We start from the raw sequence: 17658 nt of genomic DNA, 5'->3' as shown, positions 1-17658 counted from the left end.
GAAAGGAGAGACGGCATGAAACGGCTCGTTCAGATCGGTATGGCCTTTGCGTTGAGTGTTTTTGCCAGTGGCGCGCAAGCGCAGATGACCCAGGAGGTTCACTTCGAGGCGGGCAATTACGGCACGCTGGTCAGCGGTACGATCACCGGCAATGAATATTACGATTATCTGTTGGGGGCCGGGGCGGGGCAGGAGATGTTTGCCGAGATCACCGTGGCCGAAACCAATGGCGACGGCGTGATCTACTTCAACATCCTGCCGCCCGGCAGCGACGGCGAGGCGATCTTCATCGGTTCGATGGAAACGGAGAATTACGCCCGCATCACCCTGCCGGAAGATGGTCAATATACCATTCGCGTCTACCTGATGGGCAATGACGAGGACAGCGGCAAGACGGTGAGCTACAACCTCGATCTGTCGATCCAGTAATCAGGCCGCGGTGAGCGGGAGCAGGCGGGAATCCTCCAGCGCCGCGGTGCGGTGATGGCCCGCCGCCTGCGCCCGGCTGTCCTGCGCGAAGGCGAGGAAGCTGGCGATGCTCGTCTGCCGCACCAGCAGCACCCGGTCCCAGCGCTCGGCTTCGGGGCCGATGAACCACGCGCCGCCCTCACCGGCAAACAGCACCTCGCCGCCGCTGGCCTTGAGGAGCGGGGCGATGGCGGCTTCGTAGATCCCATAGGCGGCAGCGCCGCTGATCGGCCTGGCCGGGGCCAGGTCCGGCGCATGGCTGTAATCGGCAATATCGCGAAACTTCAACAGGTTGAGCATGGTGGCGGGGCTGTCCATCCCGCGTGCGATGAGCGCGGCGGCGCTGCTTTCGGTCGGGGCGATATGGGTCATGCGAGCCGCGCAAGGCTGAGGGCGTGGTTGCGGATATCGTCCGGCCAGCTGGTCATGGCGGTGGCGAAGGCGCCGGCCTCGCCGGCATAGAGGGCGCGAATGGCGGCTTCGTAGCCCGGCAGATTGCCTGCGATGGCGGTGAGGAAGCGATAGGCCGCGTCCGGCGTGGGGCCGGGTGCTTCGGCGCGCATTGCTTCCTCGACGAGCCGGCGCAGGGCTGCCGAGGCGCCGCCGCGCTGGCGCGCGAGCCAGTCCCAATGCCGGGGCAGGAGGGTGACCTCGCGCGCCCGCACCCCCAGCTTGGGCCGTCCGCGCGCTGGCGCGGCGCCCGACAGGTCGAGATCGGTTTCGCGCCCGGTCAGGTCGGAAAATACCAATAGCCCCTCGGGATGCGCCCCGCGCGGGGCAAGCGCGGCTTCCAGCTCCGCACGGCTGCCCTGGGTGACCCGCTCCGGGCCGATAAAGGCGGTAAAGGTTTCGTCTGCCATATTTACACCCGGGTAAAAAGTCGGTAGGCGGTATTTATACCCGGATGAAAAGAAAGGCAAGCGGGATGGGCGGGAAACTGGACAGGCGCGCGGCCAAGGCGGCATGGCGCGAGCGCAAGGCGGATTGGGCGGTGACGTCCATGCGCATCGGTGACAGCGTCTGGGTCAAGCTCACGCCGGACCCGGTGGCGCTGGAGAACCGGCTGCGCTTCATGCTGAAACAGGGCGGGGCAGGGCTGGCGCCGGGGATGGTGGCGGCGTGCAAGGCACATGGCGAGGTCAACTTCGAGGTGCTGGAGCGGCTCGATGCCGATCTGTCGGACCTTGCCCGCGAGCGGGTGGGGGAGGCGCGGCTGGCGCATTGGCAGGCGGCGCTTGGGGCGCGGCGCTGGTAGGCGCGCGCTTCACCGCATCCAGAACCCCTCACGCTTCAGCCGGTTGCGCAGCATCTTCTCGGTGCGCGGCAGGCCCTCCTCGGCAAACAACGCGCGCACCTTCTGCCCGCGGCCGTGGAAGATCATCTTCAGCATCGGATCATGCGCCTTCAGCACCTTCTTGATCCTGTTCGGGGCGGTAGCGGCCTCGATCACCCCGATCACCCGGTCGCTCTCGCGGGCATAGGCCATCGGCAGCACCCGCCAGTGGCAGGAAATATCGCCGTCCAGCCCGTCAAGCTCAGGTCCGGGCCGCCCGCCGCCGAACGAATGGATCACCAGCGGCAGGGCAACCTGATCGAGCCAGGGGTTGAGCTCCTGCAAGACCAGCGCGTCGGGCCGGTCCTCGCGGATCGCGAGCGCGTAGTCGAGGAAGCGCTGGCCGAAGGCCGCCGGATCGGCGCCGAAGAACCAGCCGGCGTTGAAATAGAGGTAGCGGCCCCAGTATTCGTCGGGTTCGCTCAGGTCGAGGCTGCTGGCGAAGTCCAGCCCGAACTTGTCGTAGAGCGATGTCCAGATTTCGGTGTAGCCGGGGCCATAAAGCTCGATCACCGGCCAGGTGCCCTCGCGCCGCATCGAGGCGGCGGGGCGCGAGAAGTCGAAGGCGACTTCGGAGAGCGGGCCGGTGATGACCGTATCGCTGTCGAAGAAGACGAAGGGTTCGCCGGCGGGCAGGGTGGCGAGCGCCTCGATCTTGTTGCCATTGGGGTAGCTGGCGCCGAAATGGCGCGCCTCGAACGGGGTAATCTCGGCGCCGAGATCTTCAAACGCCGCGCGCGCATCGGGGGAGATGCGCGGATCGCCCGGCCAGGCCCCGCCCGGCTGCGGTTCCGCCACGATCAGGCGGCCGGAAAAGCCCGGATCGGACAGCCGGAGCGACGCCGCGAACAGCAGCGCCTCATATTGCAGCCGCCCGGCCTGCGCGACCACCATCACGTTGAATTGTGCCTGCTTTTTCGCCCGTCTAACCATCGGCGCTTTGCCTGTCCTCGTAATTTCTGCCAGTATAGGCTGAAGCGGTGCGAGCAAAAAGACGCGCCCGGAGAAATTGTGCAGGTTCTGTTATGAATTTCAGGAAGACGGCCCAATACGGGCTCGCCGCGATTCTTGCGTTCGGTGCGCCTGTGCCGGGCATGGCGCAGCAATTCACCACCGCCGCCGAGGTGCGCCCTATGCTGGATGCGACCAAGGCGGGCTGGGTTGCCGTGCGCGAATACGATGGCAAGGATCTGCTCTATTTCACCAATCTGCTGGTCTGGCGCTGCGGGCTGGATGCGATCCATTACAGCGTCAATGGCGGGGCCGAGAGGCTGTGGGATGGCGAGCGGTGCTATGAAGGCGACGCGGTGCCGAACGCGCAGAAGGATTCCTCGAAGCTGCCCTTCGTCAGTTTCCCGCTCGGCTCGGTCGAAACGGTTGCGGTGCGCATCACCTATGACGATGGCGGCAGCGATACCGCGAGCTATGCCCGCCGCGATATCCTCACCCAGTAACGCCGGCGCTACAGCGCCGAAAAATGCCCGTAATCCCCGCCGAGAAACACCCGCGCTTCGGGGCCGTCTTCGGTGGTGACCCGGTCGATATGGGCGATGATCACCGTGTGATCGCCCGCGTCGATCCTGTCGCGGATCGTGCATTCGAAGCGCACGGGGCAGCCGGCGATCAGCGGCACGCCATGTTCCGACAGGCTGCAATCGCAATGTTCGAAGGCTTCGGCGGTATTGGCGAAGGCCCAGGTGATCGCATCCTGTTCGGTGCCCATCACATGCAGCGCGAAATGCGCCGTGCCGACGAAGGCGTCATGGCGCTGCGAGGTCTTGGCCGGGCACCACAGCAGCAGCGGCGGATCGAGCGAGACGGAGGTGAAGCTGTTGGCGGTGATTCCGATCGGCCCGCGCTCGGTCGTGGTCGTCACCACCGTCACGCCGGTGGCGAACCGCCCGAACGCGCCGCGCAACGCGCGGGCCCTGTCGGGGCCGGGGATGAATGTGTCTGCCATCGGTATCCTGCCTTTTGTCCGCCGCCCAGGGCATAGGTAGGCCAGCGGCGCGGCGGGCGAAAGGGGGTCAGGCGGTTTCGGCCGTGGCGCCGCCGTCGATCCCCTCGGCGGGCATCGAGCAGAACATCTCGTAGATCACTTCGAGGATGCGGCGGGGGCGGTCGTCGGCCAGCGAATAGAAGATCGCCTTGCCCTCGCGGCGGGGCGTCACCAGCCCCTCCATCCTGAGCCGTGCGAGTTGCTGGGAAACGGCGGCCTGACGCGCATGCAGCAGTTCCTCAAGCTCGGTGACGGATTTTTCGCCCGTCACCAGCGCGCAGAGGATCATCAGCCGCCCCTCATGGCTGATCGCCTTGAGCAGCGCCGAGGCATCGCAGGCGCTCGCCATCATCTTGTCCATGTCTTCGGTTGACATGTCCTCGGTGATTACGGGCGTGTTCATCAATTTCTCTCGCTCAAAGACTGCGACCATTTAACTCACATACGCGATCGGAACCGCTGGATCAATTCGGTTGCTCGAATTCGAATGTGATCTTTTGGTGTTTAGTCACGGATTTCATGGCAAAACGCCTTTGTGAGTTGCGTTTTGCGGCGAAAATCGGCTAAGTATTCAAAAATATGCATATGAAGCCTTTACGGCTGCCGCCGCGATACCTAAGTGGGTTTCAAGCACGCGGCCCGGCACCGGGCGGCGACACCGGAACCGCCGGGAGACCGGCATTTCAAACGCCCACCGGGCCACGCCCCGGCAACCAGGGACCAGACAGATGAAAGACATGGCCACCGATTACCCCGTCGACACCTCCGTGAAACCCGAAGTCAAAGCTTTCTTCGACCCCGATTCCAACACCATTTCCTACGTGGTGAAAGACCCGACCTCCACCGCCTGCGCGGTGATCGACTCGGTGATGGACATCGACTATGCCGCCGGCCGCATCTCCTATGAGCATGCCGACGAGATCATCAAATACATCGAGGATAACGGCCTCAGGCTCGAATGGCTGATCGAGACCCATGTGCATGCCGACCACCTCTCGGCCGCGCCCTATATCCAGCAAAAGCTGGGCGGCAAGATCGGCATCGGCGAGAACATCACCGTGGTGCAGGACGTGTTCGGCAAGATCTTCAACGAAGGCACCGAGTTCCAGCGTGACGGCTCGCAGTTCGACCAGCTCTTCAAGGAAGGCGACACCTACAAGATCGGCAACATGACCGCCTTCGCCATGCACACGCCCGGCCACACCCCGGCCTGCATGACGCATGTGGTCGGCAATGCCGGTTTTGTCGGCGACACGCTGTTCATGCCCGATGGCGGCTCGGCGCGGGCCGACTTCCCGGGCGGCGATGCCGGCGTGCTCTACGATTCGATCCAGAAAGTGCTGGCGCTGCCGGATGAGACCCGGCTGTTCATGTGCCACGATTACGGCCCCAACGGGCGCGACATCCAGTGGGAAACCAGCGTCGGCGACGAGAAGGAGCACAACATCCATGTCGGCGGCGGCAAGACGAAGGAAGACTTCGTGAAGTTCCGCACCGAACGCGATGCCCAGCTCGCCATGCCGCGCTTGATCATCCCGTCGTTGCAGGTCAACATGCGCGCCGGCGAGATGCCGCCCGCCGATGAGCAGGGCGACGTCTTCTTCAAGGTGCCGGTCAACAAGCTCTGAGGCGAGACGCGCGATGAATCCGGATTGGAAAGAACTGGACCAGCAGGTCACGGTGTCGGGCCAGATTCGCCCCGAAGACGTGCCGCATATCGCGGCGGCGGGCTACAGGGTGATCGTGTGCAACCGCCCCGATGGCGAAGAAGCCGGCCAGCCGGACTGGGACGAGATTGCGACGGCCTGCCGGCATAACGGCGTGACGCCGAAATACGTGCCGCTGGCCGACCGCAGCCCGACCGACTACGCCGTGAACAGCTTCGGCGCGGTGATGCGCGAGACCGAGGGCAAGGTGTTTGCCTATTGCCGGTCGGGCGCGCGCTGCCAGGCGATCTGGAATGCGGTGAAATCCCGCCAGGCCGCCGGGGCGCTCTAGCGCCGCCCGGACAGGGCCAGAGAGACATGCCCGCCCCCCGCCAGCCGGGGGGCGGCGCCGTTTCCACGCTATGACACAGGAAAGGGGCCGCCGATGGCTGCCAACCCGAGCCGCGCCGGTCTGGGCGCGATCCGCCGCTTTTTCCCGATCCTCGACTGGGGGCGGCGCTACGACAAAGGCGCGTTCAGCGCCGATCTGATGGCCGCGGCCATCGTCACCATCATGCTGATCCCGCAATCGCTGGCCTATGCGCTGCTGGCGGGTCTGCCGGCGGAGATGGGGCTTTACGCCTCGATCCTGCCGCTGGTGGCCTATGCGGTGTTTGGCACCTCGCGGGCACTGGCGGTGGGGCCGGTGGCTGTGGTCTCGCTGCTGACGGCGGCGGCGGTGGGCAACCTCGCGCTGCCCGGCACCGCAGAATACATCGCCGCCGCCATCGTGCTGGCCTTCCTGTCGGGGCTGATGCTGGTGGCGATGGGGGTGTTCCGCCTTGGCTTTCTGGCCAATTTCCTCTCGCATCCGGTGATCGCGGGCTTCATCACCGCCTCGGGCCTCATCATCGCGGTTTCGCAGCTCAAGCATATCCTCGGCATTTCCGCCGAGGGGCATAGCCTCGTCGAGATCGTCCTGAGCCTGTGGCACAATCTCGGCGAGACCAATTATCTGACCCTCGCCATCGGGGCAGGGGCGACAGCCTTCCTGTTCTGGGTGCGCAAGGGGCTGAAGCCGCTCCTGATCCGCCTCGGCATCGGCAAGGGGCCGGCGGATGTGCTGGCCAAGGCCGGGCCGGTGGCCGCCGTGGTGGCGACCACGCTCATCGCCTGGGGCTTCGGCCTGGCCGACAAGGGGGTGAAGATCGTGGGCGACGTGCCTTCGGGCCTGCCGCCGCTGACCGTGCCAAGCTTCGACCTCTCGCTCTGGACCTCGCTCGCGGGCTCGGCCTTCATCATCTCGATCATCGGCTTCGTCGAGTCGATCTCGGTTGCCCAGACGCTGGCCGCCAAGAAGCGCCAGCGCATCGAGCCGGATCAGGAACTGGTGGGCCTCGGCACCTCCAACATCGCCTCGGCCCTGTCCGGCGGCTTCCCGGTGACGGGCGGCTTCTCGCGCTCGGTGGTGAACTTCGACGCCGGCGCCGAAACCCCGGCCGCCGGCGCCTTCACCGCCCTGGGCATCACGCTGGCCGCGCTGTTCCTCACGCCGCTTCTGTTTTTCCTGCCGAAAGCCACGCTGGCGGCGACGATCATCGTGGCGGTGCTGAGCCTTGTCGATTTCTCGATCCTGAAGCGCACCTGGGCCTATTCCAGGGCCGATTTCGCCGCCGTCGCCGCGACGATCCTGCTTACGCTGGGCTTCGGTGTGGAACTGGGTGTTTCGGCGGGTGTGGTGCTGTCGGTGGTGCTGTTTCTCTACAAGACCTCGCGGCCGCATATCGCCGAGGTGGGCCTGGTGCCCGGCACCGAGCATTTCCGCAACGTGAAGCGCCACGAGGTGCTGACCCATCCGGAGATGATGACGCTGCGGCTCGACGAGAACCTCTATTTCGCCAATGCCCGCTACATCGAGGATTACGTGCTGGCCCGGCTCGAAAAGGGCTGCCCGGTGAAACATGTGGTGCTGATGTGCTCGGCGGTGAACGTGATCGACCTGTCGGCGCTGGAAAGCCTCGAAGAGATCAACCGGCGGCTCGACGATATGGGCATCAAGCTGCATCTGAGCGAGGTGAAGGGGCCGGTGATGGACCGGCTGAAACGCTCGCATTTCCTCGAAGAGCTCTCGGGCGAGGTGTTTCTGTGCCAATACGGTGCGATGCGGGCGCTGGCGCCGGTGGAAGAGGGCCGCGCGCCGGTGGCGGCGGAGTAGCGGCAGCGGGGCAAGGCCCGGACGCCCGGAGCGGCGCCAGCGGGTTCGGGCGCGTTAACCGGCCTCCGGAAATCCGGATAAGTGGAGATGGGAAACTCCGGAAATCCGGATAAGTGGAGATCTGGAAAACCGGTTATCTGGAAAAGTGGTTATCCGGAAATCCGGATTTCCGGAGCCTTGACCGTTTCCGGTCAGCCCCTCAGCTTCCGCCGTGGTTTTCGCGCCGCTGCAGCCGCCCGGCGCGGCCGCCCCGGCGCTGCCGGTGGGCGCCGGCGCGGCTGGGCAGCTCGTTCATCACCTGCCGCCGTTCGGCGTTCGACATCCCGCTCCAGCGCGCGATCTCGTCGCGCGTGCGCAGGCAGCCGGTGCACAGCCCGGTCTCGCTGTGGATCACGCAGATCTGCACGCAGGGGGTGAGGGGCGCTTCGCTCACAGGTGCCGCATCCGGTCGAGCGCGCCCTGCAGGATGACGCCGGCGGCGACGTGGTCGATCACTTCCGCCCGGCGCGCGCGCGAGGTGTCGGCTTCGAGCAGCGCCCGTTCGGCGGCGACGGTGGACAGGCGTTCGTCCCAGAAGGTGATCGGCAGGCCGAGCACCCGGTCGAGATTGCGGGCGAAGGCGCGGGTGGACTGGCAGCGCGGGCCCTCCGAGCCGTCCATGTTGCGCGGCAGGCCGAGCACCAGCCCGCCGATGCGCCGGTCGGCCACGATCTCGCGCAGCCGCTCGGCATCGGCGGTGAACTTCTTGCGCCGGATCGTCTCCAGCGGCGTCGCCACCTGCCGCATCCCGTCGGACACGGCGACGCCGATGGTCTTTTCGCCGTAATCGAGCCCGGCCAGCGCCGCGCCGGGCGCGAGCGCGGCGGTGAAATCGGCGATCTCCTCGTGGATCACTCCACCGCCCCCACGGCGCGGGCGGCGGCGTGGATCTGCGCCAGCGCCGCCGTATCGTCGGCATAGGCCGCCTCGGCGGCCTCCCAGGCGGCTTTGGCGCGCGCGCTGTCGCCCAGCACGCCCAGCACGTTGAAAAGCTGGACCCAGCGCTCGGGCGGGCCGCCATCGGTCAACAGCTCGTCTTCGAGCCGGGTTACCATGCCCTCGATCATCTCGGTGCGTTCCTCGGGCGTCATCTCGGCGGCGGCCTCCATGTCGTCCTGCGACGGGCCGGACAGGGCGGGGGCGCCCGCATCGCCCTGCGGCGCGTCGAACGGGGTGGCCTCGGTGAGCCCCGCCTCGGCGGCGGCGGCGTCGATGGCAGCGAGATCGTCGGCCCGGCCTGCGAAGACGTTGCGCGCCTCGCCCCAGATCGCGGCGGCGCGTTCGGTGTCGCCCGTCACGCCGAGCGCGCCGATCAGCCGGGCCCAGTCCGTCGCCGGGCCGCCCTGGGTGGCCAGACGCTCCATCAGCCGGTCGACCATGCCCGCGATCATCTCGTCACGCTCTTCGGGCGACATATCCTCGGAGGCGGCGATATCGGCGGCGGAGGGGCCGGACATCGTCGATTGCAGTTGCGGCGGCGTGTAATCGACCCCGGCCAGCGCGGCGAGCTGGCCGATTTCCGACAGGATCGGCGCCACCCAGGGCTCCGACGGGTCGGAGCGCTCCAGCAGGTCGCGCCAGATCGGGAAGGCGATATCGGGCCGGCCGATCTGGGCGTTCATCAGACCGGCATAGTAGAGCGCCACCGGGTCTTGCGGGTTGCCCGCCAGCGCGGTGGTGATCGCGGCTTCGGCTTCGGGCGACACATAGCCGCCCGCCGCCAGCACCATCAGATCGGCGTATTTCGAGTACTCGTCCGGCGCGGCGGTCTCGCCCTTCAGCGCGATCACCTGCGCCATCGCCGCCCGCGCGGCGCTGAAATTGCCGATCGCGCCCTCGTGCTGGGCCAGCAGCGTCTGGCCCTGCAGATCCTCGGGGTGCTCGGCCACGGCGGCGCGCAGACGGTCGACCAGGTCGAGATAATCCGCCGGCGCCTCGGGCGGCGGCCCGGCCCATTCGGGCATGTCGGCCTCGGCCTCGGCCTGGCCTGGCCGGGTCTCGCGCAGTTCCTCGGCGGTGGCCTTGCGCCCTTCGAGCGGCATGTCGGGATAGCCCGGCGCGCCCATATCGGCATAGAGCCACAGCCCGCCGCCAAGGATCACTGCCACCGACAGCGCAAGCGCGCTCCAGGTCAGCCCTGTCGGGGCCTTGCCCGCGCTGCTGCCAGCCTGCGCCTTGCGGTCGGCGTCCAGCAGGCGGCGCGAGATTTCCACCTTCGCGCGCTGGGCTTCCTCCGCCCCGATCACCCCGCGCGCCACGTCGCGCTCCAGCTCTTTAAGCTGGTCGCGGTAGACGCGCACATCATAGGCCGCCGTCGCCTCGGCGTTTTCCTTGCCCGCGACGAGCGCGTAGCCGAGCACGGCGATGGTGACCACGATGGCGAGCCCCGCCAGGATCCAGAAACCGATCATGTCTACTCCTGTGTACTGCCCCCCATCTATAGAAGCCGGGGGCCGGGCAAAAGCCCCTGCGACGCCCGGTCTCGGGGACACGCGCAAAGTTGATGTCGCTTCTGGAAGGCCGATGGCCGCTCGTCGCATTGGCACGGCGCGCGAACGCGCTATGGTCGCGGCACGAAAGCTTGCACGGGGTCTGTCTCATGAGACGCTATTCCGCCTTTGCCATCGCCCGCGAGGGCCTGCGCTATCACACCGGCTGGGAACGCGCCTGGGCCAGCCCCGAGCCGAAAAAGCGCTACGACGCGATCGTGGTCGGCGCGGGCGGCCATGGTCTCGCCACGGCCTATTATCTGGGCAAGAACCACGGGATCAAAAACGTCGCGGTGATCGAAAAGGGCTGGCTCGGTGGCGGCAATACCGGGCGCAACACCACGATCATCCGGTCCAATTACCTGCAAGACCCCTCGGCGGCGATCTATGAAAAGGCCCGCTCGCTCTACGAGACGATGAGCCAGGATCTGAACATGAACGTGATGTTCAGCCCGCGCGGCGTGATCATGCTGGCCCAGACCCATCACGAGGTGCGCGGCTACCAGCGCACGGCGCATGCCAATGCGCTGCAGGGCGTGGCGACCGAGTGGATCGGCCCGCAGCGGGTGAAGGAGCTGGTGCCGATCATCAGGCTCGACGGCCCCCGCTACCCGGTGCTGGGCGGGCTCTGGCAGCCGCGCGGCGGCACCGCGCGCCACGATGCCGTGGCCTGGGCCTATGCCCGGGCCTGCAGCGCGATGGGGATGGACATCATCCAGAACTGCGCCGTGACGGGGATCGAGACCGAGGACGGCGCGGTGAAGGCGGTGAATACCACCAAGGGCCGGATCGAGACGGCCAAGCTGGCGCTGGTGGTGGCCGGGCATTCGTCGGAACTGGCCGGGATGGCCGGGTTCCGCCTGCCGATCGAAAGCGTGGCGCTGCAGGCGCTCGTGTCCGAGCCGATCAAGCCGGCGATGGACGTGGTGGTGATGGCCAACACCGTGCATGGCTACATGAGCCAGTCCGACAAGGGCGAGATGGTGATCGGCGGCGGCACCGACGGGTTCAACAACTACACCCAGCGGGGCAGCTTCCACCATGTCGAGGAGACGGTGCGCGCGCTGGTCGAAACCTTCCCGATGCTGTCGCGGCTGAAGATGATGCGGCAATGGGGCGGGATCGTCGACATGACCGGCGACCGCTCGCCGATCCTGTCGAAAACCCCGGTCGGCGGCATCTACGTCAACGCAGGCTGGGGTACCGGCGGCTTCAAGTCGATCCCCGGTTCCGGCTGGGCGATGGCCGAACTGGTGGCGAAGGATGCGCCGGGGCCGCTGGCGGCGGCGTTCGGGCTGGATCGCTTCCGCGAGGGCCGGTTCATCGACGAAAGCGTGGCGGCGGGGGTGGCGCATTGATGCAAATGTCTTCGAAGACATTTGCCGGGGACATTCGAATGTCCCCGGCATCGCGGGAAGGAAACCGGCAGCGGCGGTTTTCTTTGAAAGAAAACGGCCCGGAAACCTGCCAGGTTTCCGGCGCGACCGGCGGGACGATGACGGAGGCAAAGCCATGCTGATCCTTGAATGCCCCTATTGCGGTATCATGGCCGATGAAACCGAACTCACCCCCGGCGGCGAGGCGCATCTCAAGCGCGCGACGGTCGGCAGCACCGACGACGCTTTCGAATCCTACCTGTTCGACCGCAAGAACCCCAAGGGCGTGCATTTCGAGCGCTGGCGCCACAGCGCCGGCTGCGGCAAGTGGTTCCATGCCGCGCGTTCCACGACCACGCTGGAAGTCTACGGCACCTATGCCGCGCAGGTTTCCGAGCCGCCGAAGGAACTGGTGGCCAAGATCAAAAAGAAATGTCCCGGCTGGGAGGGCTGGCAATGAGCACCCGCCTCGAATCCCTCGGCCGGCTGATCGACCGCAGCCAGCCGATGACCTTCACCTTCAATGGCCGCAGCTTCAAGGGCTATGCCGGCGATACGCTGGCCTCGGCCCTGCTCGGGGCCGATCAGATGATGCTGGGCCGCAGCTTCAAGTATCACCGCCCGCGCGGCGCGGTGGCTTCCGGGGCGGAGGAGCCGAACGCGCTTGTCGGGCTGGGGCAGGGCGGGCGGTTCGAGCCCGATCAGCGCGCCACCACCACCGAGATCTTTCCCGGCCTCGTGGCGAAGAGCCAGAACCACTGGCCCTCGCTGGAATACGATATCGGCGCGGTCAATTCGCTCTTCGCCCGCTTCCTGCCGGCAGGCTTTTATTACAAGACCTTCATGGCCCCGCCAGCGGCGTGGAAAACGGTGTTCGAGCCGTTCATCCGGCAATCGGCGGGCCTTGGCGCGGTGCCGGAAGAGCCGGATGCGGACCGGTACGAGCACCTGTACCATCATGCCGATGTGGCGGTGGTCGGCGGCGGCGTTGCCGGCCTCGCGGCGGCGAAAGCGGCGGCGGCGACCGGGGTGAAGGTGCTGTTGCTGGAGCAATCGGCCCATTGGGGCGGGCGTGCCCCGGTGGATGGCGGCGAGATCGACGGTATGGCGGCGGAAGACTGGGTTTCGGCCAGCGTGGCCGAGCTTGAGGCCGCGCCGAACGTGACGATGCGCCTGCGCATGCAGGGCTTCGGCGTCTACGATCACGGCTATCTCATCGCCCATGAGCGGGTGGGCGATCACGCGCCGGGCGAGGCTGCTCCGCGCCACCGGCTCTGGCGCATCCGGGCCGGGCGGATCGTGACCGCCACCGGCGCGCTGGAGCGGCCCCTGGCCTTTGCGGGCAACGATGTGCCCGGCGTGATGCTGGCCAGCGCCATGCGCGACTACCTCGTCAACTGGGGCGTCGCCATTGGCCGCCGGGTGGTGGTGGTGACCAATAACGACGATGCCTACCGCACCGCGCTGGCCTTCAAATCCGCCGGGCTCGACGTGGCCGCCGTGCTCGATGCGCGGGCGAGTGTGATAAGCCCGCTGGCGCAGGCGGCGCGCGAGGCGGGCATTTCGGTGCTCGAAGGCCGGGGCATCGGTGCGGTGAAAGGGCGCAACCGGGTGAGCGGCGTGCTGGCCGTGCGCCAGCAAGGCGATGGCGGCGCGGGTGAAGAGATCGCCTGCGACGCGGTGGCGATGTCGGGCGGCTGGTCGCCGGTGGTGCATCTGTGGTCGCATTGCGGCGGCAAGCTCCTGTGGGACGAGGCGGACGCGATGTTCCGCCCCGATCCCGCCCGCGCGCCCAGCGGGGCCGATGGCGCGGGCTTCGTCCTCACCGCCGGCAGCGCCTCGGGAGCGCTCACGCTGGCCGGGGGGCTGGCCGATGCCCACGCGGCGGGCAAGGCGGCGGGCCGGGCCATGGGCGGCAAGGCCAGCCGCAAAGCCGCGCCCAAAGCCGGGGCGGAAGCCAGCCAGCCGATCGCGCCGGTCTGGATCATGCCCGAGGGCGCAGGCCCGGCGAAACGCGCCAAGATGTGGCTCGATTTCCAGAACGATGTGAAAGTGTCCGATGTGCAGCTTGCCGCGCGTGAGGGCTATCAGAGCGTCGAGCACACCAAGCGCTATACCACGCTGGGCATGGCCACGGATCAGGGGAAGCTGAGCAATATCAACGGCCTCGCGGTTTTGTCTCAGGCCCTGAGCCAGCCGATCCCGGCGACTGGCACCACCACCTTCCGCCCGCCCTATACCCCGGTCAGCTTCGGCGCGATTGCCGGCGAGGCGGCGGGCGAGCTGTTCCAGCCGGTGCGCCAGACGCCGATCCACGCCTGGCACGAGGCGCATCATGCGCATTGGGAGCCTGTCGGCCATTGGCGCAGGCCCTACGCCTATCTGCGCGGCACCGAAACGCCTGCGGATGCGGTCACGCGCGAGGTGGTCAATACCCGCGAAAATGTCGGCCTGCTCGACGCCTCGACGCTGGGCAAGATCGTGGTGAAAGGCCCCGATGCGGGCCGCTTCCTCGACATGCTCTATACGGGCATGATGTCGACCCTGCCGGTGGGCAAATGCCGCTATGGCCTCATGTGCAACGAAAACGGCTTCCTGATCGACGATGGCGTGGTCGCCCGGCTCGATGACGACACCTGGCTTTGCCACACCACCACCGGCGGGGCCGACCGCATCCATGCCCATATGGAGGAATGGCTGCAAACCGAATGGTGGGACTGGCGGGTCTACACCGCCAACCTGACCGAGCAATACGCCCAGATCGCCGTGGTCGGCCCGAAGGCGCGCGCGGTGCTGGAGGCGCTTGGGGGGATGGATGTGTCGCGCGAGGCGCTGCCCTTCATGACATGGGCCGAGGGCGAGCTGGGCGGTTTCCCGGTGCGCCTGTTCCGCATCTCGTTCTCGGGCGAACTCAGCTACGAAATCGCCGTGCCGGCCTCGATGGGGCAGGCACTGTGGGACAGGCTCTGGCAGGCCGGGCAGACGCGCGGGATAATGCCCTATGGCACCGAGACGCTGCACGTGCTGCGCGCCGAAAAGGGCTTCATCATGATCGGCGACGAGACCGACGGCACGGTGATCCCGCAGGATCTCGGGCTGAACTGGGCGATCTCGAAGAAGAAGGACGATTATCTCGGCAAGCGGGCGCAGAGCCGCAGCTTCATGGCGAGCGAGGATCGCTGGCGGCTGGTTGGCCTCGAAACCCTCGATGGCAGCGTGATCCCCGATGGCGCTTACGTGGTCGCCGAGGGGCGCAACGCCAATGGTCAGCGCAACATGCAGGGGCGGGTGACGTCCACGTATTATTCGCCGACCCTGAAACGCGGCATCGCCATGGGGCTCGTCGCGCATGGGCCGGAGCGGATGGGCGAGGTGGTGACGATCCCCACCATCGGCGGGCCGGCGATCAAAGCGAAGATCGTCGATCCGGTGTTCTACGACAAAGAGGGGGCCAAGCAGGATGTCTGACGCGGTATCGGCGCTCGCGGGCGCAGCATATGAGGGCTATTGCCAGGTGTCGGATGCGGGGCTCACCGGCATGGTGACGATCCGCGGCGATCTGGGCGCGGCGAAGGTGAAGGCGGCTGTGAAGAAAGCCACCGGGGTGGCGCTGCCGGGGCAGGGGGCGATCGTGGCCGCCAAGGGCCGCAAGCTCGCCTGGATGTCGCCCGATGAACTCCTGCTGTTCTGCGGCTATGACGAGGCGCCGGGGCTGACCGCCGCGCTCACCGAGGCGCTGGCGGGCCAGCACGCGCTGGTGGCGAATGTCTCCGATGCCCGCGTGGTGCTGCGCGTCACCGGCACACAGGCGCGCGAGGTGATCGCCAAGCTCACCCCGGCGGATGTAAGCCCCGGCGCGTTCGGCCCCGGCCAGATGCGCCGCACGCGGCTGCAACAGGTCGCCGCCGGGTTCCATATGCCCGACGAGACGAGCTTCGAGGTGATCGCCTTCCGCTCGGTGGCCGACTACGTGTTCACGCTGCTCTCCAACGCGGCGCGGCCGGGCGGCGAGGTGGGTCTGTTCGACGGCTGATATAGGACTTGTCATATATGAGATATGTCCTATAAGGGCGGCATGTCTCTACGTCACGCGATTCTCGGATTCCTCGCCCATTGCCCGATGACGGGCTATGATCTGAAACGGCACATGGCCCGCTCGGTCAGCCATTTCTGGCCCGCCGACCAGGCGCAGATCTACCGCACCTTGTCGGGGTTGGTGGCGGACGGGCTGGTCGCGGTCGAGACCGAGGAACAAACCGCCAAGCCGAACCGTCAGGTGCATTCGATCCGCCCCGAAGGGCTGGCCGAGCTTGACCGCTGGCTGGCCGAACCGATCGGCATCACCCCATCGCGCGAACCCTTCCTGATGCGGCTGTTCTTCGTCGGCCGGCTCGGGGCAGGGGGTGTGCGCGCGCTTCTTGCCGCCCGGATCGCCGAGGCCGAGGCGCTGCTGTCGGCGCTCGACGAGGTGCGCGCCGAGGCGCAACAGGCGGCAGAGACCGGGCTTGAGGGCCGGCTGCGGCTCGCAACGCAGGAAAACGGCGCCGCCCATGCCAGGGCCGAGCGCGACTGGGCGGCGGCGCTGCTCAATGAAATTGGAGAACAGGATGGCTAAGACCTCACCGGCGCGCTGGCGCAATATCGTGATTTTCACGCTTCTGGTGCTCGGCATCGGCAATATCGCCGGGCTCAACTATTTCGCGGTTCAGGGCCTTGGCGGGCTGTTGTTCATCCTGTCGCCGCTGCTGGTCACGCTGGGGATGCGGCTGTTTGCGGGCGATGGCTGGGGCGATGCCGGCTTCCGCCCGGGGCTGCGGGCGCATCCGGGCGTCTATCTCACAGCGCTCCTGCTGTTCCCGGTGCTCTTTGCCCTCGGTCTCGGTATCGGCGCGGCGCTGAGCGTGGTCCAGTTCCAGCCGGGCTGGGGCAGGGCGCTGGCCATGGCGGTGCTCACCGGCGCGCCGGTGGTGCTGATCTATGCCTTCTCCGAGGAATTCAGCTGGCGGGGCTATCTCGAACCGCGGCTCGAAAGCCTCGGCCTGCCGGCGCTGCCGCGCCACCTGCTCGTGGCGGTGATCTGGTGGGCCTGGCATGTCGGCTACGTGCTGTCGCAGCCGGGCTACACCACCCTGCCGCTGCCGCTGTTCTTCCTGCTGTTCTTCGTGGCGATGGTGGCGATGGCGCTGCTCTACGGTGTCTGGCGGAGGCGCACCGGCTCGTTCTGGCCGGCGGTGATCGCCCATGGCGTCGCCAATACGCTCGCCTGGCCATTGCTCACGCCGGGGATCGTGACGATCGACAATTCGCTCGCCTTCGCCGCGCGGCCGGAGGCGCTGGTGGTGCTGGCCGGCCTCTGCCTTGCCGCTCTCGTCGCCTGGAGATTGCCGGTCTCGCGGGAAAGTTTGCGCGGGAGTCCTTGACCTTTCCCCCCCGGGTGGACCATCTAGTACCTGAGAGAAACGATCAGAACAGGGAGACCCCCCATGACCTTCACCCTTCCCGACCTTCCCTATGCCCATGACGCGCTCGCCGATCTCGGCATGTCGGCGGAGACGATGGAATACCACCACGACCTGCACCACAAAGCCTATGTCGATAACGGCTCGAAGCTGATCGCGGGCACCGAGTGGGAGGGCAAATCGCTCGAAGACATCGTCAAAGGCACCTACCAGGCCGGCGCCGTGGCGCAGAACGGTATCTTCAACAACGCCTCGCAGCACTGGAACCACACCCAGTTCTGGGAAATGATGGGGCCAGGCGAGACGAAAATGCCGGGCGAGCTGGAAAAGGCGCTGGTCGAGACCTTCGGCTCGGTCGACAAGTTCAAGGAAGACTTCGCCGCCGCCGGTGCCGGCCAGTTCGGCTCGGGCTGGGCCTGGCTGGTGAAGGATGCCGACGGGTCGCTGAAAGTCACCAAGACCGAGAACGGCGTGAACCCGCTCTGCTTCGGCCAGACCGCGCTGCTCGGCTGCGACGTGTGGGAGCATTCCTACTACATCGACTTCCGCAACAAGCGCCCGGCCTACCTCACCAACTTCCTCGACAAGCTGGTCAACTGGGAAAACGTCGCCTCGCGGATGTGATCCGCGCTAC

21 protein-coding genes are annotated in these 17658 nt (G+C 67.0%); 13 read left to right on the top strand and 8 right to left on the bottom strand.

The annotated features are described in order from the left end of the window. Positions 1-15 precede the first annotated feature (15 nt). Positions 16-429 (top strand): hypothetical protein, encoded by a 414-nt coding sequence (locus tag QMG28_RS14880; RefSeq protein ID WP_281843106.1) that lies wholly within the window; start codon positions 16-18, stop codon positions 427-429. Here QMG28_RS14880 and QMG28_RS14875 read toward each other — a convergent pair whose 3' ends face one another. Both QMG28_RS14875 and QMG28_RS14870 read right to left on the bottom strand, forming a co-directional pair. Beyond that, a complete protein-coding gene (locus QMG28_RS14875; RefSeq protein WP_281843105.1) occupies positions 430-840 on the bottom strand; it encodes a DUF1330 domain-containing protein in 411 nt (136 codons plus the stop codon). Continuing rightward, positions 837-1328: a DUF2239 family protein gene (locus tag QMG28_RS14870; RefSeq protein ID WP_281843104.1), complete on the bottom strand. Its 492-nt coding sequence runs from the start codon at positions 1326-1328 to the stop codon at positions 837-839. The genes QMG28_RS14875 and QMG28_RS14870 overlap by 4 nt, the downstream gene beginning before the upstream one ends. A 65-nt stretch (positions 1329-1393) precedes the next feature. On the opposite strand from QMG28_RS14870, the gene QMG28_RS14865 reads away from it, so the two are divergent. Continuing rightward, complete coding sequence (locus tag QMG28_RS14865; RefSeq protein ID WP_281843103.1) at positions 1394-1723, top strand: GIY-YIG nuclease family protein; 330 nt, start codon at positions 1394-1396, stop codon at positions 1721-1723. A gap of 9 nt (positions 1724-1732) precedes the next feature. On the opposite strand, the gene QMG28_RS14860 is transcribed toward QMG28_RS14865, so the two are convergent. Continuing rightward, the gene (locus QMG28_RS14860) at positions 1733-2734 is read right to left on the bottom strand and encodes a GT-B fold glycosyltransferase domain-containing protein (protein ID WP_281843102.1); all 1002 of its coding nucleotides are present in this window, start codon (positions 2732-2734) and stop codon (positions 1733-1735) included. 92 nt (positions 2735-2826) lie between these two features. Between QMG28_RS14860 and QMG28_RS14855 the strand changes: the two genes are divergently transcribed. Further along, entirely contained in the window at positions 2827-3255 is a 429-nt protein-coding gene (locus tag QMG28_RS14855) for a hypothetical protein (protein WP_281843101.1), read from the top strand. Positions 3256-3263: 8 nt separating this feature from the next. On the opposite strand, the gene QMG28_RS14850 is transcribed toward QMG28_RS14855, so the two are convergent. Together QMG28_RS14850 and QMG28_RS14845 are read right to left on the bottom strand one after the other, a co-directional pair. Continuing rightward, entirely contained in the window at positions 3264-3761 is a 498-nt protein-coding gene (locus QMG28_RS14850; protein WP_281843100.1) for a flavin reductase family protein, read from the bottom strand. Between the two features lie 67 nt (positions 3762-3828). After that, positions 3829-4203 carry an ArsR/SmtB family transcription factor gene (locus QMG28_RS14845; protein WP_281843099.1) on the bottom strand — a complete coding sequence of 125 codons (375 nt, stop codon included), beginning with the start codon at positions 4201-4203 and terminating at the stop codon, positions 3829-3831. A 325-nt stretch (positions 4204-4528) separates the two neighbouring features. Between QMG28_RS14845 and QMG28_RS14840 the strand changes: the two genes are divergently transcribed. The 3 genes from QMG28_RS14840 to QMG28_RS14830 all read left to right on the top strand — a co-directional run bounded on the left by QMG28_RS14840 (position 4529) and on the right by QMG28_RS14830 (position 7661). After that, a complete protein-coding gene (locus QMG28_RS14840) occupies positions 4529-5428 on the top strand; it encodes an MBL fold metallo-hydrolase (RefSeq protein WP_434784446.1) in 900 nt (299 codons plus the stop codon). 13 nt (positions 5429-5441) lie between these two features. Continuing rightward, positions 5442-5798 carry a protein tyrosine phosphatase family protein gene (locus QMG28_RS14835; protein WP_281843098.1) on the top strand — a complete coding sequence of 119 codons (357 nt, stop codon included), beginning with the start codon at positions 5442-5444 and terminating at the stop codon, positions 5796-5798. Positions 5799-5891: 93 nt separating this feature from the next. Further along, positions 5892-7661, top strand: a complete 1770-nt coding sequence (locus QMG28_RS14830) for a SulP family inorganic anion transporter (protein WP_281843097.1) — start codon at positions 5892-5894, stop codon at positions 7659-7661. Positions 7662-7860: 199 nt separating this feature from the next. Here the strand turns inward: QMG28_RS14830 and QMG28_RS14825 are convergent, their stop codons facing one another. From QMG28_RS14825 to ccmI, 3 genes are read right to left on the bottom strand one after another with little or no spacing between them, the layout of a single operon-like run. Next, positions 7861-8094, bottom strand: coding sequence for a DUF1289 domain-containing protein (locus QMG28_RS14825; RefSeq protein WP_281843096.1), 234 nt, complete (start codon positions 8092-8094; stop codon positions 7861-7863). Further along, positions 8091-8555, bottom strand: coding sequence for a Holliday junction resolvase RuvX (gene ruvX, locus QMG28_RS14820; RefSeq protein WP_281843095.1), 465 nt, complete (start codon positions 8553-8555; stop codon positions 8091-8093). Before ruvX ends, QMG28_RS14825 begins: the two co-directional genes overlap by 4 nt. Further along, entirely contained in the window at positions 8552-10111 is a 1560-nt protein-coding gene (ccmI, locus tag QMG28_RS14815; protein ID WP_307726353.1) for a c-type cytochrome biogenesis protein CcmI, read from the bottom strand. Before ccmI ends, ruvX begins: the two co-directional genes overlap by 4 nt. A gap of 188 nt (positions 10112-10299) precedes the next feature. Between ccmI and QMG28_RS14810 the strand changes: the two genes are divergently transcribed. The 7 genes from QMG28_RS14810 (at position 10300) to QMG28_RS14780 (ending at position 17648) form a co-directional block, all read left to right on the top strand. After that, on the top strand, positions 10300-11547 hold the full coding sequence (locus tag QMG28_RS14810; protein ID WP_281843094.1) for a sarcosine oxidase subunit beta family protein: 1248 nt from the start codon (positions 10300-10302) through the stop codon (positions 11545-11547). A 154-nt stretch (positions 11548-11701) separates the two neighbouring features. Then, positions 11702-12025, top strand: coding sequence for a sarcosine oxidase subunit delta (locus tag QMG28_RS14805; protein ID WP_281843093.1), 324 nt, complete (start codon positions 11702-11704; stop codon positions 12023-12025). Then, complete coding sequence (locus tag QMG28_RS14800) at positions 12022-15033, top strand: sarcosine oxidase subunit alpha family protein (protein ID WP_281843092.1); 3012 nt, start codon at positions 12022-12024, stop codon at positions 15031-15033. The genes QMG28_RS14805 and QMG28_RS14800 overlap by 4 nt, the downstream gene beginning before the upstream one ends. Beyond that, a complete protein-coding gene (locus tag QMG28_RS14795; RefSeq protein ID WP_281843091.1) occupies positions 15026-15598 on the top strand; it encodes a sarcosine oxidase subunit gamma in 573 nt (190 codons plus the stop codon). The genes QMG28_RS14800 and QMG28_RS14795 overlap by 8 nt, the downstream gene beginning before the upstream one ends. 42 nt (positions 15599-15640) lie before the next feature. Next, a complete protein-coding gene (locus tag QMG28_RS14790; protein ID WP_281843090.1) occupies positions 15641-16180 on the top strand; it encodes a PadR family transcriptional regulator in 540 nt (179 codons plus the stop codon). Next, on the top strand, positions 16173-16985 hold the full coding sequence (locus QMG28_RS14785) for a CPBP family intramembrane glutamic endopeptidase (protein ID WP_281843089.1): 813 nt from the start codon (positions 16173-16175) through the stop codon (positions 16983-16985). Before QMG28_RS14790 ends, QMG28_RS14785 begins: the two co-directional genes overlap by 8 nt. Positions 16986-17048: 63 nt before the next feature. Continuing rightward, positions 17049-17648: a superoxide dismutase gene (locus QMG28_RS14780; protein ID WP_281843088.1), complete on the top strand. Its 600-nt coding sequence runs from the start codon at positions 17049-17051 to the stop codon at positions 17646-17648. Positions 17649-17658: the final 10 nt, after the last annotated feature.

It is taken from the genome of Sinisalibacter aestuarii (assembly GCF_027923545.1).
GTDB classification, from domain to species: domain Bacteria; phylum Pseudomonadota; class Alphaproteobacteria; order Rhodobacterales; family Rhodobacteraceae; genus Sinisalibacter; species Sinisalibacter aestuarii.
The sequence above is the reverse complement of the archived record's forward strand: the minus strand, read 5'-3'. Positions and strand labels throughout refer to the sequence as shown.